Annotated in this window: 17 protein-coding genes and 1 rRNA gene; 14 read left to right on the forward strand and 4 right to left on the reverse strand. The window is 72.9% G+C overall.

Going from position 1 to position 21,492, the window contains the following annotated elements:
* Both rrf and ACF1GV_RS36165 read left to right on the forward strand, forming a co-directional pair.
* Window positions 1-92: ribosomal RNA gene (gene rrf, locus ACF1GV_RS36160) — 5S ribosomal RNA — on the forward strand; the annotation flags it as partial.
* A gap of 1,296 nt (window positions 93-1,388) precedes the next feature.
* A complete protein-coding gene (locus ACF1GV_RS36165) occupies window positions 1,389-2,252 on the forward strand; it encodes a tetratricopeptide repeat protein (RefSeq protein ID WP_391690137.1) in 864 nt (287 codons plus the stop codon).
* An 86-nt stretch (window positions 2,253-2,338) separates the two neighbouring features.
* Here ACF1GV_RS36165 and ACF1GV_RS36170 read toward each other — a convergent pair whose 3' ends face one another.
* Window positions 2,339-3,631 carry a DUF1015 domain-containing protein gene (locus tag ACF1GV_RS36170; protein ID WP_391689774.1) on the reverse strand — a complete coding sequence of 431 codons (1,293 nt, stop codon included), beginning with the start codon at window positions 3,629-3,631 and terminating at the stop codon, window positions 2,339-2,341.
* Between the two features lie 75 nt (window positions 3,632-3,706).
* Between ACF1GV_RS36170 and ACF1GV_RS36175 the strand changes: the two genes are divergently transcribed.
* The 4 genes from ACF1GV_RS36175 to ACF1GV_RS36190 all read left to right on the forward strand — a co-directional run bounded on the left by ACF1GV_RS36175 (window position 3,707) and on the right by ACF1GV_RS36190 (window position 7,790).
* Window positions 3,707-4,735, forward strand: coding sequence for an HAD hydrolase-like protein (locus tag ACF1GV_RS36175; protein ID WP_391689777.1), 1,029 nt, complete (start codon window positions 3,707-3,709; stop codon window positions 4,733-4,735).
* A gap of 105 nt (window positions 4,736-4,840) precedes the next feature.
* Window positions 4,841-5,884 carry a FecCD family ABC transporter permease gene (locus ACF1GV_RS36180; protein ID WP_391689781.1) on the forward strand — a complete coding sequence of 348 codons (1,044 nt, stop codon included), beginning with the start codon at window positions 4,841-4,843 and terminating at the stop codon, window positions 5,882-5,884.
* Window positions 5,881-6,960, forward strand: a complete 1,080-nt coding sequence (locus ACF1GV_RS36185; protein WP_391689784.1) for a FecCD family ABC transporter permease — start codon at window positions 5,881-5,883, stop codon at window positions 6,958-6,960. Before ACF1GV_RS36180 ends, ACF1GV_RS36185 begins: the two co-directional genes overlap by 4 nt.
* Window positions 6,957-7,790, forward strand: coding sequence for an ABC transporter ATP-binding protein (locus tag ACF1GV_RS36190; protein WP_391689787.1), 834 nt, complete (start codon window positions 6,957-6,959; stop codon window positions 7,788-7,790). Before ACF1GV_RS36185 ends, ACF1GV_RS36190 begins: the two co-directional genes overlap by 4 nt.
* Here the strand turns inward: ACF1GV_RS36190 and ACF1GV_RS36195 are convergent.
* Window positions 7,787-8,134 (reverse strand): sterol-binding protein, encoded by a 348-nt coding sequence (locus tag ACF1GV_RS36195; RefSeq protein WP_363266946.1) that lies wholly within the window; start codon window positions 8,132-8,134, stop codon window positions 7,787-7,789. The two genes, ACF1GV_RS36190 and ACF1GV_RS36195, sit on opposite strands and share 4 nt — an antisense overlap.
* Before the next feature lie 42 nt (window positions 8,135-8,176).
* Between ACF1GV_RS36195 and ACF1GV_RS36200 the strand changes: the two genes are divergently transcribed.
* From ACF1GV_RS36200 to ACF1GV_RS36220, 5 genes are all read left to right on the forward strand, one after another.
* The gene (locus tag ACF1GV_RS36200) at window positions 8,177-8,461 is read left to right on the forward strand and encodes a hypothetical protein (protein WP_391689791.1); all 285 of its coding nucleotides are present in this window, start codon (window positions 8,177-8,179) and stop codon (window positions 8,459-8,461) included.
* A 56-nt stretch (window positions 8,462-8,517) separates the two neighbouring features.
* Window positions 8,518-9,333 (forward strand): TlyA family RNA methyltransferase, encoded by an 816-nt coding sequence (locus ACF1GV_RS36205; protein ID WP_391689794.1) that lies wholly within the window; start codon window positions 8,518-8,520, stop codon window positions 9,331-9,333.
* Entirely contained in the window at window positions 9,330-10,235 is a 906-nt protein-coding gene (locus ACF1GV_RS36210) for an NAD kinase (RefSeq protein WP_103786058.1), read from the forward strand. The genes ACF1GV_RS36205 and ACF1GV_RS36210 overlap by 4 nt, the downstream gene beginning before the upstream one ends.
* Window positions 10,236-10,321: 86 nt before the next feature.
* Entirely contained in the window at window positions 10,322-12,064 is a 1,743-nt protein-coding gene (recN, locus tag ACF1GV_RS36215) for a DNA repair protein RecN (protein WP_391689798.1), read from the forward strand.
* 225 nt (window positions 12,065-12,289) lie between these two features.
* Window positions 12,290-13,426 (forward strand): glycosyltransferase family 4 protein, encoded by a 1,137-nt coding sequence (locus ACF1GV_RS36220; protein WP_391689801.1) that lies wholly within the window; start codon window positions 12,290-12,292, stop codon window positions 13,424-13,426.
* 4 nt (window positions 13,427-13,430) lie between these two features.
* Here the strand turns inward: ACF1GV_RS36220 and ACF1GV_RS36225 are convergent, their stop codons facing one another.
* Window positions 13,431-15,074, reverse strand: a complete 1,644-nt coding sequence (locus ACF1GV_RS36225; RefSeq protein WP_391689804.1) for a PucR family transcriptional regulator — start codon at window positions 15,072-15,074, stop codon at window positions 13,431-13,433.
* Window positions 15,075-15,297: 223 nt separating this feature from the next.
* Between ACF1GV_RS36225 and ACF1GV_RS36230 the strand changes: the two genes are divergently transcribed.
* From ACF1GV_RS36230 to ACF1GV_RS36240, 3 genes are read left to right on the forward strand one after another with little or no spacing between them, the layout of a single operon-like run.
* Window positions 15,298-16,806 (forward strand): APC family permease, encoded by a 1,509-nt coding sequence (locus ACF1GV_RS36230; RefSeq protein ID WP_391689807.1) that lies wholly within the window; start codon window positions 15,298-15,300, stop codon window positions 16,804-16,806.
* Window positions 16,807-16,817: 11 nt separating this feature from the next.
* Window positions 16,818-18,416: a flavin monoamine oxidase family protein gene (locus ACF1GV_RS36235; RefSeq protein WP_391689810.1), complete on the forward strand. Its 1,599-nt coding sequence runs from the start codon at window positions 16,818-16,820 to the stop codon at window positions 18,414-18,416.
* Window positions 18,417-18,446: 30 nt separating this feature from the next.
* Window positions 18,447-19,529, forward strand: a complete 1,083-nt coding sequence (locus tag ACF1GV_RS36240; RefSeq protein ID WP_391689813.1) for an LLM class F420-dependent oxidoreductase — start codon at window positions 18,447-18,449, stop codon at window positions 19,527-19,529.
* Here ACF1GV_RS36240 and ACF1GV_RS36245 read toward each other — a convergent pair.
* Window positions 19,465-21,267, reverse strand: a complete 1,803-nt coding sequence (locus ACF1GV_RS36245; RefSeq protein WP_391689816.1) for a glycoside hydrolase family 15 protein — start codon at window positions 21,265-21,267, stop codon at window positions 19,465-19,467. The two genes, ACF1GV_RS36240 and ACF1GV_RS36245, sit on opposite strands and share 65 nt — an antisense overlap.
* Between the last annotated feature and the right edge of the window lie 225 nt (window positions 21,268-21,492).

Here is a 21,492-nt window from a genome sequence, read left to right on the forward strand (position 1 = left end):
CGCCCGGTTACATTTCGAACCCGGAAGCTAAGCCTTACAGCGCCGATGGTACTGCAGGGGGGACCCTGTGGGAGAGTAGGACGCCGCCGAACAATCTTTGGGAAGGACCCCTGGTCACCAGCGTTCAGCTGGGACCAGGGGTCCTTTTGTTTTTACAATGCTTGTAGTACCGAAGACAGGAGTCACCGATGTCCACCAACTCTCCCGACGACCGTCCGGAGCGCGATCAGCGGCGCCGGGAGGGCGGGGAACGCGGCGACCGTGGCGGCTTCCGCGGCGGCAACGACCGTGACCGTGGCGGTTACGGCCGTCGTGACGGTGGCGACCGCGGCGGCTTCCGCCGTGATGACCGGGGCGACCGTGGTGACCGCGGTGGGGTCCGGCGGGACGACAACCGTGGTGGTTTCGGTCGGCGCGAAGACCGGGACCGGGGACCGCAGCGTGATGACCGCGGTGGTGACCGTCCCCCGTTCCGTCGTGACGACCGCGGCGACCGCGGTGGTGACCGTCCCCCGTTCCGTCGTGACGACCGCGGCGACCGCGGTGGTGACCGTCCCGGTTTCCGTCGTGACGACCGCGGTGGTGACCGTCCCCCGTTCCGTCGTGACGACCGCGGCGACCGCGGTGGTGACCGTCCGGGCTCCCGTCGTGACGACCGCGGCGACCGCGGTGGTGACCGTCCCGGTTTCCGCCGTGACGACCGCGGTGGTGACCGTCCGGGCTTCCGCCGTGACGACCGCGGCGGTGACCGTCCCCCGTTCCGTCGTGACGACCGCGGCGACCGTGGCGATCGTCCGGGCTTCCGTCGTGACGACCGCGGCGACCGTGGCGGTGACCGTCCGGGCTTCCGTCGTGACGACAACCGCGGTGGTTTCGGCCGGCGGGACGACCGGGGCGACCGCGGTGGGTTCCGCCGTGACGACCGCCGTGACGACAGGCGGGACGACCGTCGTGACGACCGCGACCGTGGAGGCTACGCGCCCCGTGACGACCGCGGCGACCGTGGCGGCTTCCGTCGGGACGACCGCGGTGACCGCGGTGGTTTCCGCCGTGACGACCGCCGTGACGACCGACGTGATGACCGCCGTGACGATCGGCGCGACGACCGTCGGGACGACCGTGCCGGCGAGCGTCGCTTCGGTGACCGTGGCGGCGAGCGCACCGGCGAGCGTCGCTTCGGCGACCGTGGTGGAGACCGTGGCGGCGAGCGTGGTGGCTTCCGTGGCCGGGACGACCGTGGCGATCGCGGGCCCCGTCGTGACGACCGCGGTGGCCGGCCGGGCGGTTTCCGTGGCCGGGACGACCGTCGGGACGACCGGCGCGATGACCGGCGCGGCGGCGGACGCTTCCGTGACGACCGCGACCGCGACCGCGAGCCGATCAAGCGGCTGCCGATCCCGCCGGACGTCACCGGCGAGGAGATCGACAAGGACGTACGCCAGGAGCTGCAGAGCCTGCCGAAGACGCTCGCGGACGACGTCGCCAAGAACCTGGTGATGGTCGCGCGGCTCATCGACGAGGACCCCGAGGGCGCCTACGGCTACTCCAAGGTGGCCCTGCGGCTCGCGTCGCGCGTCGCCGCCGTGCGGGAGGCCGCCGGTTTCGCGGCGTACGCCAGCCAGAAGTACAGCGAGGCGCTCGCCGAGTTCCGCGCGGCCCGGCGTATGACCGGCAACACCGACCTGTGGCCCGTGATGGCCGACTGCGAGCGTGGGCTCGGGCGGCCCGAGAAGGCGCTGGACATGGCCGGCGCCCCCGAGGTGCACAAGCTGGACAAGGCCGGCCAGGTCGAGATGCGGCTCGTCGCGGCCGGTGCCCGGCGGGACTTGGGGCAGCTCGACGCGGCCATCGTGACGCTGCAGAGCCCCGAGCTGGCCTCCAACTCGGTCCAGCCGTGGACCGCGCGCCTGCGCTATGCGTACGCCGACGCGCTGCTGGCGGCCGGCCGCAAGGACGAAGCGCGCGAGTGGTTCGCCAAGGCCGTCGAGGCGGACCGGGACGGCAGCACCGACGCCTCGGACCGGCTTGCCGAGCTGGACGGTGTGGAGTTCGTCGACGCCCTGGACGAGGATGCGGCCGCCCCGGAGATCGCGGAGGTCCTGGAGGCCTCGGAGGTCGCGAAGACCTCCGAGGAGAAGGACGCCGCCGCCGCCGACGCCGACGCCGCCGACGCCGACGCTGCCGTCGATGACGACGCCGTCGATGACGACGCCGAGGCCGTCGACAGCGACAAGGACAGCGACAACGACTGACGGCCGTGACAGCAGAGGGCGGGCTCCCCGGTTCACCGGGGGCCCGCCCTTTTGTCGTTGTGCCGTCGGCCGGAAGATCGAGGGGTTCAGAGGTCGAGGGCGCGCAGGACCAGGCCGGAGGCCGGTTTCGGACCGAAGGACGTCGACTTGCGGGGCAGGGTGACGCCGTGGCGGGCGAGGTCGCGGACGACCTCCTCGCGCACCGGGTGCAACAGGACCGCCGTGGAGCCGTCGTGTTCGGCCTTGGTGACGGTGGCGGCCGTGTCGTGGATGTAGGCGATGTGGGCCGGGGAGTCCTCGGGGATGCGCCAGACGTGTTCCAGCAGCGTGGCGTGCAGGACCGTCGCGTCCAGGGTGCGCCAGGCCGCTGGGCGGTCGGCGGGGATCGTGCGGGCCAGCAGCGCCGGATCGGGCCGGTCGAGGAGGTGGAAGGCGCCGTCGCCGGCCAGCAGGAAGGCGTTGCCGGCGCAGGCCGCGTCGGCGAGGGCCTCCATGGCCTCCGGCAGCGCCACGTCCAGCCGCTGCACGCGGAAGTGGTCCTCGACGGCGGCGACCGCGTCCGCGACCGGCAGGCCGTGCAGGAGCCGGTGGATGGCGCGGACGCGCAGCGGGTAGCGGGCGGTGTCGACGAGCAGGACCAGGCCGTAGTCCCAGGGGCCGGGGGAGGGGTGTTCCTCGCGCAGCCGGCGGTAGGTGGCCCAGCGGTGGTGGCCGTCGGCGATCAGAGCCTGGTGGTGGGCCAGGTCGGCCTGGATCGCGGCCAGTTCGGCCGGGTCGGTGACGGCCCACAGGCGGTGGGTGAAGCCGTCCTCGGTGGTCGTCGACAGCAGCGGGGGCTGCTCCGCGGCACGCTCGACGGCCCGGGTGGCGGGGGCCGTGGGGCCGTTGCCGCGGTAGGTCAGCAGCAGCGGTTCGAGGTTCGCGGAGGTCGCGCGCATCAGGGCGGCGCGGTCGGCGACCACGTGCGGCATGACGTCCTCGTGCGGCAGGACCAGGCCGTCGTCCGGGTCGGTCACGCGCAGGGCGCCGATCAGGCCGCGCTGGAGCATGCCGTCGCCGTCGCGCTGTTCGTAGACGTAGAGACCGGGTTCGGGGTCCGCGGTGAGGACGCCCTCGTCGAGCCAGCGGCGCAGGGTGTCGGCGGCCTGCTCGTTGCGGGCACTCGGGGTGCCGGCCTCGGGCAGGATGAGGCGGACGATGTTGTAAGGGTCCGACGACTGGAGGTGGTGCAGGCCGTCGGGGCGGACCACGACGTCGTACGGCGGTGAGGTGACGGCGGCCAGGCTGCCGACCCGGTCCGGGTCGTAGCGCAGACCTCGGAACGGGGTGAGTTCGAGGCCCCGGCGCGCCGTCGCTTCCGAGTGACCTGCTGTGTCCATCCCGGCATCGTACGTGTGTCAGTGGCATGCGCGATGATCGGGGGAAAGAGCATGCGACCCGAGGAGCGATGTGCAATGAGCCGGAGCGTCAGGACGAGGCCCGAGGGCAGTGGCCAGGCCCTGAGCGAGGCGTACGACACTGCGCTGCTCGACCTGGACGGGGTGGTGTACGCGGGCGGGAACGCGATCGCGCACGCCGTGGAGTCGCTGGAGCGGGCGCGGGCGGGCGGGATGCATCTCGCGTACGTCACGAACAACGCGCTGCGCACCCCGGACGTCGTCGCGGAGCATCTGACCGAGCTGGGCATACCGACGGGCGCGGAGGACGTCATCACGTCCGCGCAGGCGGTGGCCCGGCTGATCAGTGAGCAGGTGCCGGCGGGTGCGCGGGTGCTGGTGATCGGCGGTGAGGGGCTGCGGGTGGCGCTGCGCGAGCGCGACCTGGTGCCCGTGGAGTCGGCGGACGACGACCCGGTGGCGGTGGTGCAGGGGTACGGCGGGCCGGAGCTGTCGTGGGGGCGGTTCGCGGAGGCGTCCTACGCGGTCGCGCGCGGGGTGCCGTGGTTCGCGTCCAATACCGATCTGACGATTCCCAGCGGGCGGGGGATCGCGCCGGGCAACGGCGCCGCCGTGGAGGTGGTGCGGATCGCGACCGGCGCCGAGCCGCAGGTCGCGGGCAAGCCGCTGCCCCCCATGCACCGGGAGACCATCCTGCGCACGGGTGCGAAGCGGCCGCTGGTGGTGGGCGACCGGCTGGACACGGACATCGAGGGGGCGTTCAACGGCGGGGTCGACGCGCTGCTCGTGCTGACCGGGGTCACCGACGGCGCGCAGTTGCTCGCCGCGCCGCCGCAGCACCGGCCGACGTATGTCGACGCGGATCTGCGCGGGATGCTCACCGGGCAGCCGGAGATCACCGAGGAGCGTGACGGTTTCCGGTGCGGCGGGTGGACGGCGCGTGCCGCGGAGGAGCAGCTGGTGCTGAGCGGGGACGGTGAGGCGCTGGAGGGTCTGCGGGCGCTGTGCGCGGCGGCCTGGACGGCGGCCGGGGACGGTGTGTGCGAGCTGGACGCGGGGAAGGCGCTGGCCCGGCTGGGGCTGTGAGCCGGGGTCCGGTGTCCGGTGTGCGCAGACGGCTGTGACCGGGAGCGGACCAGTCACTACGACCGGGGATCGTGGACCAGAGCGAGGGTAGGCTAACCTAACTTCGTGTTGGTCGACAGTCCTCCCGAACAGCGCGCGGCGACCGCTCCCGCGCCCCCGAGCCGCCGGGCGCTCCGTGCCGTCGGGCTGCTGGTCGCCGTGGCGCTTCTGGCGCTCCTCGTCGTGGCGAGCATCGCCGTCGGCGCCAAACAGCTGTCTGTGGGGCAGGTCTGGCACGGTTTGTTCCACGACACCGGGACGTACGGCGACGTCGTGGTCGACGACCGGCTCGCGCGGACCGTGCTCGGGCTGCTCGCCGGAGCGGCGCTCGGGCTGTCGGGGGCCGTGCTCCAGGCGCTCACCCGCAACCCGCTCGCCGATCCGGGGCTGCTCGGTATCAACGCGGGCGCGTCCGCCGCGGTCGTCACGGCCATCACCTATCTCGGCGTCACCAGCCTGACCGGCTATGTGTGGTTCGCCTTCCTCGGGGCCGCCGTCGTGGGCGCGCTGGTGTGGTTCCTCGGCGGCAGCCGGGGCGCCACCCCGGTCCGGCTCGCGCTCGCAGGGACCGCGATCACCGCCGCGCTGTACGGGTTCGTACAGGCCGTGATGATCACGGACGACGCGGCGCTCGGCAAGATGCGCTTCTGGACCGTGGGCTCGCTGAACTCCGCCACCGACGGGACCGTCAAGCAGGTGCTGCCGTTCTTCGCGGCCGGGACGGTGCTGGCGCTCTCCCTCGCCCGCCCGCTGAACGCGATGGCCATGGGCGACGAGACCGCCAAGGCGCTCGGCGCCCACCTCGACCGGACCCGGGCGCTGGCCATGCTCGCCGCCACCGTGCTGTGCGGGGCGGCCACCGCCGCCTGCGGGCCGATCCTGTTCGTCGGGCTGATGGTGCCGCACGTCGTGCGCTCCTTCACCGGTCCCGACCTGCGCTGGATCCTGCCGTACGCCACCATCCTGTCGCCCGTGCTGCTGCTGGGCGCCGATGTGCTCGGCCGGATCGCCGTGCGGCCCTCGGAGCTCCAGGTCGGTGTCGTCACCGCCGTCCTGGGCGGTCCGGTCTTCATCTTCCTGGTCCGACGGCGGAGGACGGCGCAGCTGTGAGCACGGCAGTGAAGAAGGCGAGCACTGCGGGGCGCACGAGGCGTGGCCTGCGCGCGCTGCGCACCCCCGGCGGGCTGTCGCTGCGCCTCGACGTACGCGCGCTGGTTGTCGTCGCCCTGCTGCTGGTGGTCGCGCTCGCCGCGAGCGTCGTGCTCATCGGCACCGGTGACTTCCCGATCTCCGCCGGGGACGTGATCAGGACGCTGCTCGGCGAAGGCAATCCGGGCCAGGAGTTCGTCATCCGGGAGCTGCGGTTGCCGCGGGTGCTGGTCGGCCTGCTGGTCGGGGCGGCGCTGGGTCTGGGCGGTGCGCTGTTCCAGGCGGTCTCCCGCAACCCGCTGGGCAGTCCGGACGTCCTGGGCCTCGGGCAGGGCTCGACGGCCGGGGCGCTCGTGGTGATCGTCCTGGTCGGCGGCAACACCGCGCAGGTCACCCTCGGCGCGCTGGCCGGCGGCCTGCTGACCGGCCTCGCCATCTATCTGCTGGCCTGGAAGCAGGGCGTGCACGGCTACCGGCTGGTCCTGGTCGGCATCGGCGTCTCGGCCGTCGCCTCGGCCGTCAACGGCTACCTCATCACCAAGGCCGACCTGGTCGACGCGGCCCGCGCCGTCGTCTGGATGACCGGCTCGCTCAACGGCCGCGGCTGGGAGCAGGTGTGGCCGCTGCTCGTGCTGTGCGCGGTGCTGGTGCCGCTGGTCCTCGCCCACGCCCAAGGCCTGAGGATGATGGAGATGGGCGACGACATGGCCGGCGCCCTCGGAGTGCGCGTCGAGCGCGTACGGATGCTGCTGATGGTGGCCGCCGTCCTGCTCACCGCGACCGCCACGGCCGCCGCCGGACCCGTCGGCTTCGTCGCCCTCACCGCCCCGCAGCTCGCCCGTCGCCTGACCCGGTCGCCGGGGCCGAACCTCCTTCCGTCGCTGTGCATGGGCGCCGCCCTCCTGGTGGCCGCCGACTTCGCCTCGCAGCGGCTGTTCGGCGCCGACCAGCTGCCCGTCGGCGTGGTCACCGGCGTGCTCGGCGGCGTCTACCTGCTGTGGCTGCTGGTCACCGAGCGCCGGGCGGGCCGGATATGAGCGGCACGCACCAGAACACCGATAGGAGCCCCGTGAACCGCCTGTCCGCGGAAAACATCACCCTTGCCTACGATCAGCGCATCGTCGCCGAGCAGCTGTCGGTTCAGATCCCCGACCACTCCTTCACGGTGATCGTCGGACCGAACGCGTGCGGCAAGTCGACGCTGCTGGGGGCGCTGTCGCGGATGCTCAAGCCGAGCCAGGGCCGGGTGCTGCTGGACGGGCAGGTCATACAGTCGATGCCGGCGAAGAAGGTGGCCCGCACCCTCGGCCTGCTGCCGCAGTCGTCGCTCGCGCCGGACGGCATCACGGTCGCCGACCTCGTCGGCCGCGGCCGCTACCCGCACCAGGGCCTGCTGCGCCAGTGGTCCAGCGAGGACGAGCGGGTCGTACGGGAGTCCATGGCGCAGACCGGGGTCGCCGAACTCGCCGACCGGTACGTCGACGAACTGTCCGGCGGACAGCGGCAGCGGGTGTGGATCGCGATGGCGCTCGCCCAGCAGACCCCGCTGATGCTGCTCGACGAGCCGACGACCTACCTCGACATCCAGCACCAGATCGACGTGCTCGACCTGTGCGCCGAGCTGCACGAGGCACAGGGCCGCACGCTCGTCGCGGTCCTGCACGACCTCAACCATGCGGCCCGGTACGCCACACACCTGATCGCCCTCAAGGGCGGCCGGGTCGTCGCCGAGGGCGCACCGAAGGAGATCGTCACGGCCGAGCTGGTCGAGGAGGTCTTCGGTCTGCGCTGCCAGGTCATCGACGACCCGGAGACGGGCACGCCGCTGGTGGTACCGGCCGCGCGGAAAGCACGCGTACGGGGCTAGAGCAGCTTCCTGAGCCGGAACAGGTCCACCAGGCTCGCCTCCAGCCTCACCCGGCCCGAGCCCCAGGCGCGCGCGAAGCTCAGCTCGCCGTCCACGAGAGCGACCAGGTCGTCGCCGGCCATCGCCAGCCGGATCTCGGCCCGCTCGGGGGGCGGGCCTTCAAGGGTGTCGTCCACCCGGATCCGGCCGCCGGTCAGCCGCCCGACGAAGGTGACGTCCAGGTCCCTGATGTGGCAGCTCACCGAACGGTCCATGGCCGCGGCCTCGCGGACGTCGCCCTCGGCGCGCTGCATGTTGTCCGAAAGCTGGTCGAGCGCGCTGCGGCACTCCTCGATCGTGGCCATCGCGCTCGACGGTACCGCAGGGCTTCGAGGTAGCGTCTGGGCATGCACGACACCGTCCCCGACGCCGAGGCGCACGAGGGGGGCCCGGACGAGCCGGCCTACGACCCCGCCGCCCCGGCCCCGCTGACCGTGCCCCGCACCCCCACCGGCAACCCCGACGTCGACGCCGCCCTGGACCGGCTCGCCGATGCCGACCACCTCGCCACGGACGGACACCTCGAGGTGTACGAGGATGTACATCGGGGGCTGCGCGACGCGCTCACCGCGCTCGACGCCCGCCCGGGACCTCCGGCTCCCACCCGTCACCCGACCACCGCCCCTCAATGAGACCCTTCGGGTCACCTCGTTTGATTCGCCGTATGGAAACAGGAGCTGAACGCACCGTGGCAGGAGTCGCACGTCGCCGTCTGGACGCGGAGCTGGTCCGCCGCAAGCTCGCGCGCTCGCGTGAGCACGCCAGCCAGCTGATCGCCGCGGGGCGGGTCACCGTCGGCAAGACCGTCGCGACCAAACCCGCCACGCAGGTGGAGACCGCGGCTGCGATCGTCGTCAGGGCCGACGGCAGCGATCCCGACTACGTCTCCCGCGGCGGGCACAAGCTCGCCGGGGCGCTGGCGGCCTTCGTGCCGCAGGGGCTGGCCGTCGAGGGCCGGCGGGCGCTGGACGCCGGCGCGTCCACGGGCGGCTTCACGGATGTGCTGCTGCGGGCCGGTGCCGCGCACGTGGTCGCGGTGGACGTCGGGTACGGGCAGCTCGCCTGGACGTTGCAGAGCGATGAACGCGTCACCGTCAAGGACCGTACGAACGTACGCGAGTTGACGCTGGAGGCGATCGACGGCAAGCCCGTGGATCTGGTCGTGGGGGACCTGTCGTTCATCCCGCTCGCTCTGGTGCTGCCCGCGCTGGTGCGGTGCGTGACGCCGGACGCCGATCTGGTGATGATGGTCAAGCCGCAGTTCGAAGTGGGGAAGGAGCGACTGGGCAGCGGGGGTGTCGTACGGAGTCCGCAGCTGCGGGCGGAGGCCGTGCGGGGTGTCGCCGGGAAGGCGTGGGAGCTGGGGCTCGGGGTGAAGGGTGTCACCGCGTCTCCGCTGCCCGGGCCGTCCGGTAACGTCGAGTACTTTCTGTGGCTGCGTGCCGGGGCGCCCGCCCTGGACCCGGCCGATGTTGACCGTGCAGTGGCGGAGGGGCCGCGTTGACGCAGAACCGAGCTCGTACTGTTTTCCTGCTCGCCCACACCGGACGGCCGGCGGCCGTGCGCAGTGCCGAGCTCGTGGTCAAGGGCCTGCTGCGGTCCGGTATCGGGGTGCGGGTGCTTCAGGCGGAGGCGGTCGACCTGCCGCTGCCGGACGAGGTGCAGCTGGTCAAGGAGGCGACCCCGCAGTGCCTCGACGGGTGCGAGCTGCTCATCGTCCTCGGCGGTGACGGCACGCTGCTGCGCGGCGCGGAGTTCGCGCGGGCGTCCGGGGTGCCGATGCTCGGCGTCAACCTGGGGCGCGTCGGGTTCCTCGCCGAGGCCGAGCGGGACGACCTGGAGAAGGTCGTCGACCGGGTGGTGGCGCGGTCGTACGAGGTCGAGGAGCGGATGACCGTCGACGTCGTCGTGCACCGCAACGGCGACATCGTGCACACCGACTGGGCGCTGAACGAGGCTGCCGTGCAGAAGGTGTCCGCGGAGCGGATGCTCGAGGTCGTGCTGGAAATCGACGGGCGGCCGGTGACCGGGTTCGGCTGCGACGGAATCGTGTGCGCGACGCCGACCGGGTCGACGGCGTACGCGTTCTCGGCGGGCGGGCCGGTGGTGTGGCCGGAGGTCGAGGCGCTGCTGATGGTGCCGATCTCGGCGCACGCGCTGTTCGCGAAGCCGCTCGTGACGGCGCCCGACTCGGTGCTGGCCGTCGAGGTGCTGCCGCACGTCCCTCCGGGGGTGCTGTGGTGCGACGGGCGGCGGACGGTGGAGCTGCCGCCGGGCGCGCGGGTGGAGGTGCGGCGGGGGGCCGTGCCGGTGCGGCTGGCGCGGCTGCACCACGCCAACTTCACGGACCGCCTCGTCGCGAAGTTCGCGTTGCCGGTTTCGGGGTGGCGCGGGGCGCCGCACTAGGCCGACGCCGCCTTGGTAGAACGACGGCGCCTCGCTCGCGTGGGTGACAAAGGCGGGGCGGTCGCAATCGCCCTGCGGGACCTCGTATGGTCTTGTGCGTGCTGGAAGAGATGCGGATACGGTCGCTCGGTGTCATCGACGACGCCGTTGTCGAGCTGTCGCCCGGGTTCACCGCCGTCACCGGCGAGACCGGTGCGGGCAAGACCATGGTGGTCACCAGCCTCGGGCTGCTGCTGGGCGGCCGCGCCGACGCGGCGCTCGTGCGGCTGGGGGCCGAGAAGGCGGTGGTCGAGGGCCGGATCACCGTACCCGCGGACGCCACGGCCGTCGTACGGGCCGAGGAGGCCGGGGCCGAGCTGGACGACGGGGCGCTGCTGATCAGCCGCACCGTGTCCGCCGAGGGCCGGTCGCGGGCGCACGTGGGCGGGCGGTCGGTGCCCGTGGGGCTGCTCGCGGAGCTGGCCGACGACCTGGTGGCCGTGCACGGGCAGACCGACCAGCAGGGGCTGCTGAAGCTGTCCCGGCAGCGTGAGGCGCTGGACCGGTACGCCGGGGACGCGGTCGCCGTGCCGCTGACCAAGTACCGCGAGGCGTACAAGCGGCTGCGGGCCGTGGCCGCCGAGCTGGAGGAGATCACGACACGCGCGCGTGAGCGGGCCCAGGAGGCCGACCTGCTGCGCTTCGGTCTCGACGAGATCACCGCGGTCGAGCCGCGCGCCGGTGAGGACACCGAGCTGGCCGAGGAGGCCGAGCGGCTCGGGCACGCGGAGGCGCTGTCGTCGGCCGCGACGGTCGCGCACGCCGCGCTGGCGGGCAATCCCGAGGACCCCGAGGGCATCGACGCGACCACGCTGGTCGCGGGCGCCCAGCGGGCCCTGGAGGCCGTCCGGTCGCACGATCCGGCGCTGGCCGCGCTCGCCGACCGGATCGGCGAGATCGGCATCCTGCTCGGGGACGTGGCCGGAGAGCTGGCGGGGTACGCCGACGACCTGGACGCCGATCCGCTGCGGCTGGCGGCGGTGGAGGAGCGCCGGGCGGCGCTCACCCAGCTGACGCGGAAGTACGGCGAGGACGTGAACGCCGTGCTGGCGTGGGCCGAGCGCAGCGCGCAGCGGCTGACCGAACTCGACGGCGACGACGAGCGCATCGAGGAGCTGACCGCCGAACGCGACGGGCTGCGCGCCGAACTCGGCGGGCTCGCGCAGGCGCTGACCGAGGCGCGCACCGAGGCCGCCGAGCGGTTCGCGGCGGCCGTGACCGCGGAGCTGGCGTCGCTGGCCATGCCGCACGCGCGCGTGTCGTTCGACATCCGGCAGACGGACGACCCGGAGGGCGTCGAGGTGTACGGGCGCACGGTCGGCTACGGCCCGTCCGGCGTGGACGAGGTCGAGCTGCTGCTCGCTCCGCACCCGGGTGCGCCGCCGCGGCCGATCGCCAAGGGTGCGTCCGGCGGTGAGCTGTCCCGCGTCATGCTGGCCGTGGAGGTCGTGTTCGCGGGCACGGACCCGGTGCCGACGTATCTCTTCGACGAGGTCGACGCCGGCGTCGGCGGCAAGGCCGCGGTGGAGATCGGGCGGCGCCTGGCGCGGCTGGCGAAGTCCGCGCAGGTCGTCGTCGTCACGCACCTGCCGCAGGTGGCCGCGTTCGCCGACCGGCAGCTGCTGGTGGAGAAGACCAACGACGGCTCGGTGACCCGCTCGGGCGTGAAGGTCCTGGAGGGTGAGGACCGCATCCGCGAACTGTCCCGGATGCTGGCCGGCCAGGAGGACTCCGAGACGGCCCGCGCCCACGCGGAGGAACTCCTGGCGACGGCCCGCGCGGACGTGTAGCGCCAGGTCTGGTCGAGGGGCAGGGGGGCGCGGTCCGCTCACTCGTGTGAGTGACGCCGGGAGGCGCACGAGGTCGGCGTGCGCCCCCGGGGTTCCCGGAACGCCCGTACGTGCTGGCATTCTTGGCGTCAGTGGTGGAGGAAACGGTGTGGTCCACCCCCTTCGCGCGATCCTTCTGTACGTTCTCTTCGTGACCGTCCCACGCCGACCCAGGAGCCCGGCCACGTGACCCCCGCGAGCAGCCCGTCACCGCGCGGTCGGCCGTTGCTGCGCACCGTGCAGGTGCTCGGCGGCGGCAACGCCTGCAGCAGCGCCCATGTGCGCTCGCTGGCCGCCGGGCTCGTCGCACGGGGCGTGAAGGTCACCGTGTGCGCCCCCTACGAGGCCGATCACGCCTACGACTTCACCGGTGCCGGCGCCGATCACGTGGCCGTGCCGCGCAGCAGCGACCCGGTGTCCGTCGCCGCGCTGCGGGCGGCCTGCGCCAACGCCGACGTGGTGCACGCGCACGGGCTGCACGCCTCCTTCCGGGCCGTGCTCGCGCTCAGCGGGCGCCGCACCCCGCTCGTCGTCACCTGGCACGACCGGGCGTACGCCGAGGGGCCGCGCGCCCAGCTGCTGCGACTGCTGGAGCGGCGGGTGGCGAGGACCGCCTCCGTGGTGCTCGGGACCAGCTCCGTCCTGGTGGACGTCGCCCGCCGCACCGGCGCCCGGGACGCCCGGCTGGCCGCGGTCTCCGTACCCGGATCGCGTTCGGCCGCGCCGGACGAGGAGGCCGAACGGCGGCGGCCCAAGGTGCGGGCCGAACTGGGCGCCACGGGGCGCCCGTTGCTGCTGGCGGTCGGCTCCCTGGACCGGCACCGCGGATACGACCGCCTGCTGGACGCCTCGCGCGCGTGGCGCTCCCTGGACCCGGCGCCGCTGGTCGCGATCGCCGGGGAGGGTCCGCTGCGTCCGGAGTTGCAGCGCCGTATCGAGGACGAAGGGCTGCCGGTCCGGCTGCTCGGGCGCCGCGACGACGTCGGCGAGCTGCTCGCCGCCGCGGATCTGGCGCTGCTGCCCAGCCGCTGGGAGTCGCGGTCGGTGCTCGCCCAGGAGGCGCTCCACGCGCGCGTACCGCTGGTCGCGACCGACGTCGGCGGCATCCGCGAACTCGTCGGCGACGCCGCCGAGCTGGTGCCGTACGGCGACGCCGCCGCACTCGCCGCCCGTGTGGTCGCCCTGCTCGGCGACCCCGGCCGCTGCGAGAGGCTGCGGCACAAGGGCGCACGCCAGGCTGCCACCTGGCCCTCGGAGGACGAGACGGTCGCGCAAGTGCTGAGCGTCTACGACGAGTTGACCCAGCCGTCGCCGTGGCTGTAGGGGCCTACGGGGCGTGTCGGCGGGCCCGCAGCGCCAGGCTGAGGGCCAGGACCGTCTGGGGGTCGTCGAGGTCCGTGCCGAGGAGTTCGCCGATGCGGGCGAGGCGGTTGTAGAGAGTCTGGCGGTTCAGGTGCAGTTCGCGGGCCGTCTCCGCCTTGCGGCCGGCGTGCGCCAGGTACGTCTCGAGGGTGGGCAGCAGCGGGGGGCGCGAGGTGCGGTCGTGCTCGCGCAGGGGCCCGATCGCGCGGTCCACGAAGGCCGCGAGGTCCGGATGGTCGCGCAGCCGCCACAGCAGCAGGTCGATGTCCAGGCGGCGGGCGTCGTACCAGGGGCGGTCCGTGAGGCCCTGCGCCGCCGTCGCCGTCTCCGCCGCGTGCCGCAGGCCCGCCGAAGCCGCCGCCCAGCCGCCCGCGACCCCGACCACCACGACCGGCGGCTGCGCGCCCGGCCGCTGCATCCCGGCTCGCTCCACGCCCGCCCGCAGGGCCGCCGCGACCCGGTCGGCGACCGCGGCCCGCTCCGACTCCGAGCGCAGGCCCAGCAGGACCAGCACGCGGCCCTCGACCGGGCGTACGCCGATCAGCACCGGCACGCCCACCGCCGCCAGTTCCTCGGAGACGGCGCGGGCCAGCACCGCCCAGCCGCCGCCGGGGGAGAGGGCGTCGCCGAGCCGCATCACCACCGGCAGCAGCGGCCCTGAGCCCGGTTTGAAGCCGAGGACGCGGGCCTGCGCCGGGGCGTCCTCTGCGGTGATCCGGCCCTCGGCGAGGTCGGTGAGGAAGTCGCCGCGCCCGCGCGCGGCAAGCTCCTCCTCCTGGCGGGCCTGCATCAGCACCACCGCGAGGATGCCCGCGGCCCGCTCACCGGCGATCCGGTGCACGGGGGCCAGCGGTGAGCGCACCGGCAGCAGCACCAGCCGCGCCCGCACCGAGCCCGTGCCCGGACCGCCGCCGGGAACGTCCACCAGCACCGAACCCGACGGCGGCGGCGCGTCCTTGTGCGGGCCGCGCAGCCCCTCCCACACCTGGAGCGGATCGGTGCCCTCCGGCCCGGCCCCGGCGGCGTACAGCAGCCGGCCGTCGGCCGTCTCCAGGAAGACCGGGTTGTCGCTGAAGTCGGCGAGGATGCCGAGGACCTGGGGCACCCCGCCGCCGCCCAGCAGGGCCTGCGTGCAGCGCCGGTGCACTTCTTCCGCCCGCTGCAGCAGCGCGTAGTGGCCGTTGACGATCTCGGTGTGGATCTCCTCGGTGACCGTCACGAACGGCACCTCGCGGTGCAGCTGGACCAGCGGCAGCCCCGCCGCCCGTGCCGTGTCCACCAGCGGTGCGGGCAGCCGGGCGAAGCGCGGGCCCAGCTCCACCACCAGCGCCGCGATGCCACGCTCGGCCAGGGTCCGCACGAACGCCCGCTGCTCTGCCGGACGGGTGCCGACGCCGTATCCCGTGGTCAGCAGCAGCTCGCCGCCCTTGAGCAGGGAGGCGATGTTCGGCACCTCGCCCGCGTGCACCCAGCGCACGGTGCGCCCCAGCCGGTCGGCGCCGGCGAGCACCTCGGGCAGCCCGCTGCGCAGACCCGGCAGCTCCAGTGCGCGCTGCACGGTGATCCCGGTGCCCTGGGTGTCGAATCGGTGGTCGGTGCGGCTGTCCATGCAGCGGACGCTACCCGCGCCCGCGTTGCGGTGACATCTCCGGGCGGTCACGGAGACGATCACCGGGCCGCCCGGCACGACACTGCGTCGCCCCGAGTGGGCCATCGCGCGACCCCCTGTCTGTTGTGGCGTGCGTCACTTGGCCGACACACTGTCGTATCCGCAGGAAAAAGGCTACGTGATCTTCGGATTCCGTTGTGACTGCACGGTGAGAGGGGCGGGAATGGCAGAGACTCCCACGCGAGAGGTGCAACGCCTCAAAGCGAATTCCGTAGGACTGGTGGGTGTAGTGTTCATGGCGGTGGCCACCGCCGCACCCATCACCGCGATGACCGGCAACCTGCCCATCGCGGTCGGCTACGGCAACGGCACCGGCGCACCGGCCGGCTATCTGTTCGCCACCCTCGTGCTGACGGTCTTCTCCGTCGGCTACGTCGCGATGGCCCGCCGGATCACCGCGGCCGGCGCCTTCTACGGCTACATCTCGCACGGCCTGGGGCGGATCGCCGGACTGGCCTCCGGGATGCTCGCGGTACTCGCGTACATCGTCTTCGAGGCGTCCATCGTCGGCGTCTTCTCCTACTTCGCGAAGACCACCGTCCACGACCAGCTCGGCGTCGACCTGCCCTGGGTCCTCTATGCCGCCGCCATGCTGCTGGTCACCGCCGTCCTCGCGTACTTCGACATCAACCTCACCGCCAAGGCGCTCGGCGTCATGCTGATCGCGGAGATCGCCGTCCTCTTCGCGGTCGCCACCGCCGTCCTGGTGCACGGCGGCGGCCCGGACGGCATCCCGCTCGAGCCGGTCAACCCGAAGAACGCCTTCACCGGCGCATCCGCCGGGCTCGGCCTGTTCTTCGCCTTCTGGTCCTGGGTCGGCTTCGAGTCGACGGCGATGTACGGCGAGGAGTCCCGCGACCCCAAGCGGGTCATCCCGCGCGCCACGCTCATCTCCGTCGTCGGCGTCGGCCTGTTCTACATCTACGTCTCCTGGATGACCATCGCCGGCAACGGACTGAACGGCGCCGTCGAGCTGTCCGCCGGGACGAGCCCGCTCGACCTCTTCTTCGCCCCCGCGCACACCTTCATCGGCGCCTGGGCGGTCAACGCCTTCCAGTGGCTGCTGATCACCGGCTCGTTCGCCTGCGGCATGGCCTTCCACCAGTGCGCCGCGCGCTATCTGTACGCCATCGGCCGCGAGGGGTTCCTGCACCCCGCCCTCGGCCGCACCCACCCGCGACACGGTTCGCCGTATCTCGCCTCCTTCGTGCAGTCCGTCATCGCCGTCGCCCTCGTCGGCGCGTTCTGGGCGACCGGGCAGGACCCGTACATCCACCTGTACACGCTGTTGGCGATCCTCGGCACGATGGCCATCCTCATCGTGCAGACCCTGTGCTCCTTCGCGGTCATCGGCTACTTCCGCAGGAACCACCCCGAGGACCGGCACTGGTTCCGCACCCTCACCGCGCCCCTGCTCGGCGGGATCGGCATGACCGCCGTGGTGGTGCTGCTGGTGGTCAACATGGACACCGCGGCCGGTACGGCCGCCGACTCGCTCTTCTTCAAGGCCATCCCGTGGATCGTCGGGCTGGTCTTCTTCGGCGGCCTCGGCCTGGGCCTGTATCTGCGGGCCCGCCGGCCGGAACGCTACGAGATCATCGGCCGGATCGTCCTGGAGGACGCGGCCGAGCGCACGGACAGCGACATCGAGGAAGCCCCCGCCAACGCCTGAGGAGCCGCACCGTGTCCCGTACGCAGCTGATGCACGCCCTGAGCGCCCTCACCGCCGACCACGCCGCCGCCCACCGGCTCGGCGTGCCCGTCGCCGAGGCGCGCCAGGTCCGCCGCCGTACCGTCCTCAAGGGCGCCCTCGCCACCGCCGCCGTGACCGCCGCGGCGGCCCCGGCCCGAGCGGCCGCCGCGTCCGCGCCGCACATCGCCGTCGTCGGCGCCGGCATCGCCGGACTCACCGCCGCGCTCACCCTGCACGACGCCGGATACGCCTGCACCCTCTACGAGGCCGACCCCGACCGGGTCGGCGGGCGCATGTACTCCCAGCGCGACCACTGGGCCTGGGGGCAGACCTCCGAGATCGGCGGCGAGCTGATCGACACCGGCCACAAGAAGATCCAGGAACTGTGCCGCCGCTTCTCCCTGCCGCTGGAGGACTTCCTCGGCGGCGGGCCCAACGGTGCCGAGGAGGTCTTCTTCTTCGACGGCGCCTACTACCCGCGCGCACGGGCCGACGAGGACTTCAAGGCCGTCTACCAGGCCCTCCACACCGACCTCCAGGCGGCAGGCGAGGTCAAGTGGAACCAGACCACCGCCGCCGGCACCGCCCTGGACACCATGTCCCTGTACGACTGGATCGAGTCACGCGTGCCCGGCGGCCACGCCTCCCCGCTGGGACAGCTCTTCGACGTCGCCTACAACGTCGAGTACGGCGCCGACACCACCGAGCAGTCCTCGCTCGCCCTGGTGCTGCTGATGGGCTACCAGACCAATCCCGGCGACTTCAACATCTGGGGCCTGTCCGACGAGCGCTACCACATCGTCGGCGGCAACGACCAACTCCCGCACGCCATCGCCGGCTCCCTGCCCGCCGGGACGATCCGGCAGGGCTGGTCGCTGCAGGCGGTACGCGCCGAGGCCGACGGCACACAGACGCTGACCTTCAGCGAGGCCGGCAGCACCCGCACCGTCACCGCCGACCACACCGTGCTGTGCGTGCCGCTGCCGATCCTGCAACGGCTCGATCTGAGCCGGGCCGGCTTCGACCCCCGGATGACCAGCCTGCTGCGCGACGCCCGCATGGGTTACTGCACCAAGCTCAACATGCAGTTCTCCAGCCGTCCGTGGCGTGGCACCGGTCCCTGGCCCGGTGTGTCCGCCGGCGAGTGCTTCACCGACGGCCGGGTGCAGCAGACCTGGGACACCACCAAGGTCCAGCCCGGCACCGGCGGCATCCTCATCCAGTACGGCGGCGGCAGCCTCGCCAAGTCGCTGACACCGGCGGGACCGTTCTCGTACGAGAGCGATCCCTATGTGAAGGGCCTCGCCGGCAAGTACCTCAAGGACATCGACGCCTTCTTCCCCGGTACGTCGGGTGCGTGGACCGGCCGGGCGCAGCTGTCCGCGTGGCACCTCAACCCCTACTCGCTCGGCGCCTACTCCTACTGGCCGGTGGGCTATCTGCACCGGTACGCGGGCTACGAGGGGACCGCACAGGGCAACATCCACATCGGCGGCGAGCACTGCAGTTACGACTTCCAGGGCTACATGGAGGGCGGTGCCACGGAGGGGGAGCGGGCGGCGCGCGAGGTGATCGCCGCAGTGGATTAGATGCGTGTGCATCGGGTAGCGGGTGCCCGCGTGGACTTCAGTGTGGTTGCCGTGGCACGTGAGGACGACAGCCCGGTCGACGAGCCGCTGCGCGTCGCGGCGCTCGCCGACCGGCTCGGATACCGGGAGGTGTGGGTCGGCGAGGGGCCGACCTGGGAGGCGTTCGTGCCGGCCACGGCGATCGGCGCGGCGACAGGGAGGGTCGCGCTGACGGCGGGGCCGGTGCCGGTGTCGGTGCGGGACGCGTACACCATCGCCCGGGGCGCGGCGGGCACCGCCGCCGTGACCGGCGGCCGGGCGGTGGGCGTGGCGATCGGCACCGCCAGCAAGCGGGTGGTCGAGGGGGTGCACGGGCGGCCCCGGACCCGGCCGACGTCCGCGATGGAGGAGTCGGCGGCGGCGCTGCGGAACCTGCTGCGCGCGGTGCCCGGCGAGCCGGTCGTCCCCGGCAGTCCCTTCCGCCGCCGCCTCGCACCGCCCGGCGGCCCGCTGACCGTGGCGGCCTTCGGGGACCGCGCCATCGGCATCGCCGCCGCGCACGCCGACCGGATGCTGCTCGACCTGGTCACACCGGAACAGGTACGAGTGCTGCGCGGCAAGCTCGACGCGGCGGCGGAAAAGGCGGGTCGCACGCCGCCGACGCTCGCCGCGTGGCTGCCGGCGGCCCTCGATCCGGCGCCGGAGTCCGTACGGCAGGTCCTGGGCAGCATCGCCGGATACCTGACCGTGCCGGGCTACAGCGACATGTTCCGGGCGGCGGGGTTCGGGGAGGCGGTGGACCTGGCCGCCGCGGGAGCGGACCGGGAGGCGCTGATCGGGGCCCTGCCGCCCGGGGCCGCGGCCGAGGTCGGCCTGGTCGGCGACCTGAAAACGATCCAGGCCCGCGTCGACGCGTACGCCGAGGCGGGCCTGGAAGAGATCGCTCTGGTACCGGCCACTGCCGGGGATCCCGGCGGCAACTCGACACTGACGGCGCTGGCAGCAGACGTCCAGGGGCGCGGGGAACTGCGCGACCAGCCACGACGGCGCCGCGGCCCGGAAGCGACCGTCAGCCCCCGTACGCGCCGGACGCGGTCAACCGCAGCGCCGTGTCGATCAAAGGCACGTGGCTGAACGCCTGCGGGAAGTTCCCCACCTGCCGCTGCAACCGCGGGTCCCATTCCTCCGCCAGAAGACCGAGGTCGTTGCGCAGGGACAGCAGCTTCTCGAACAGCTTGCGGGCCTCGTCCACGCGGCCGATCATCGCCAGGTCGTCGGCCATCCAGAAGGAACACGCGAGGAAGGCGCCCTCGTCGCCCGGGAGGCCGTCGACGCCCTCGTGCTGGCCCTCGGTGGGATAGCGCAGGATGAAACCGTCCGACGTGGACAGTTCCCGCTGGATCGCCTCGATCGTGCCGATCACCCGCTTGTCGTCCGGCGGCAGGAAGCCCATCTGCGGGATCAGCAGCAGAGAGGCGTCCAGCTCCTTCGAGCCGTAGGACTGGGTGAAGGTATTGCGCTCCTCGTCGTAACCCTTCTCGCACACCTCGCGGTGGATCTCGTCGCGCAGCTCCCGCCAGCGCTCCAGCGGACCGTCGGCCTCGCCGGACTCCAGCAGCTTGATCGTGCGGTCGACGGCGACCCACGCCATCACCTTGGAGTGCACGAAGTGCCGGCGCGGCCCGCGCACCTCCCAGATGCCCTCGTCCGGCTCCTGCCAGTGCTTCTCCAGGTAGCTGATCAGCTTCAGCTGGAGCAGCGAGGCGTAGTCGTTGCGGGCCAGGCCCGTCATGTGGGCCAGGTGCAGCGCCTCGGTGACCTCGCCGTACACGTCCAGCTGGAGCTGGTGCGCGGCGCCGTTGCCGACCCGCACCGGCGCGGACTTCTCATAGCCCGGCAGCCAGTCCAGCTCCGCCTCGCCGAGCTCGCGCTCGCCCGCGATGCCGTACATGATCTGCAGGTTCTCCGGGTCGCCGGCCACCGCGCGCAGCAGCCACTCGCGCCAGGCGCGGGCCTCCTCGCGGTAGCCGGTGCGCAGCAGCGAGGACAGTGTGATCGCCGCGTCCCGCAGCCAGGTGTAGCGGTAGTCCCAGTTGCGGACGCCGCCGATGTCCTCCGGCAGGGAGGTGGTGGGCGCCGCCACGATGCCGCCCGTGGGGGCGTAGGTCAGCGCCTTGAGGGTGATCAGCGAGCGGACCACCGCCTCCCGGTAGGGGCCGTGGTACGTGCACTGCTCGACCCACTCGCGCCAGAAGTCCTCCGTCGCCTCCAGCGACTGCTCGGGCTCCGGCAGCGGCGGCGGCTCCTTGTGCGAGGGCTGCCAGGAGATCGTGAACGCGATCCGGTCACCCGGTGCGACGGTGAAGTCCGAGAACGTCGTCAGCGACTTGCCGTAGGTCTCGGCCTCGGTGTCGTACCAGACCGAGTCCGGGCCCGCCACGGCAACCGTGCGCCCCTCGTGCTTGTGCACCCACGGCACGACCCGGCCGTAGGAGAAGCGCATCCGCAGCGCGGAGCGCATGGGGACGCGGCCCGAGACGCCCTCGACGATCCGGACCAGCTGCGGGGCGCCGTCACGCGGGGGCATGAAATCGGTCACCCGGACCGTGCCGCGTGGTGTGTCCCACTCCGACTCGAGGATCAGCGAGTCACCGCGGTAGCTGCGCCGCGCCGCGGTCGGCGGCTGCTGGTCGGGCCCGTGGGCCGGGCCCAGCCGCCAGTACCCGTGCTCCTCGGTACCCAGCAGGCCGGCGAAGATGGCATGCGAGTCGAAGCGCGGCAGGCAGAGCCAGTCCACCGTGCCGTCACGGCAGACCAGCGCCGCTGTCTGCATGTCTCCGATGAGTGCGTAGTCTTCGATGCGCCCGGCCACGTGCAACTCCAGTCGAACGGCCACGTCGCCCCGCGCGTGCGGGGCTGTCGCTAGTGCGGTCAAGGGGTCGTTGTTGTGCGTCGTTGAGCGGTGAAGCAAAGCAGCCGCTCAACCGCGATGGCAAAACGACAATCTCTGCTCAACGAACTGACGAGCTCTCGTTGTTCCGGTGATGTACGGGCTGGGGTGGCGCCTGGTACCCGGCCGGGCTCGGCAGCGAGTGTC

It is taken from the genome of Streptomyces sp. NPDC014006, from assembly GCF_043088925.1.
Taxonomy (GTDB): domain Bacteria; phylum Actinomycetota; class Actinomycetes; order Streptomycetales; family Streptomycetaceae; genus Streptomyces.

Bases quoted from the DNA above. Each gene is read 5' to 3' on its own strand.
- ACF1GV_RS36170 (WP_391689774.1), bottom strand. From the start codon at position 3,631: ATGGACACAGCAGGTCACTCGGAAGCGACGGCGCGCCGGGGCCTCGAA.
- ACF1GV_RS36175 (WP_391689777.1), top strand. From the start codon at position 3,707: ATGAGCCGGAGCGTCAGGACGAGGCCCGAGGGCAGTGGCCAGGCCCTG.
- ACF1GV_RS36190 (WP_391689787.1), top strand. From the start codon at position 6,957: ATGAGCGGCACGCACCAGAACACCGATAGGAGCCCCGTGAACCGCCTG.
- ACF1GV_RS36195 (WP_363266946.1), bottom strand. From the start codon at position 8,134: ATGGCCACGATCGAGGAGTGCCGCAGCGCGCTCGACCAGCTTTCGGAC.
- ACF1GV_RS36200 (WP_391689791.1), top strand. From the start codon at position 8,177: ATGCACGACACCGTCCCCGACGCCGAGGCGCACGAGGGGGGCCCGGAC.
- recN (WP_391689798.1), top strand. From the start codon at position 10,322: ATGGTCTTGTGCGTGCTGGAAGAGATGCGGATACGGTCGCTCGGTGTC.
- ACF1GV_RS36225 (WP_391689804.1), bottom strand. From the start codon at position 15,074: ATGGACAGCCGCACCGACCACCGATTCGACACCCAGGGCACCGGGATC.
- ACF1GV_RS36230 (WP_391689807.1), top strand. From the start codon at position 15,298: ATGGCAGAGACTCCCACGCGAGAGGTGCAACGCCTCAAAGCGAATTCC.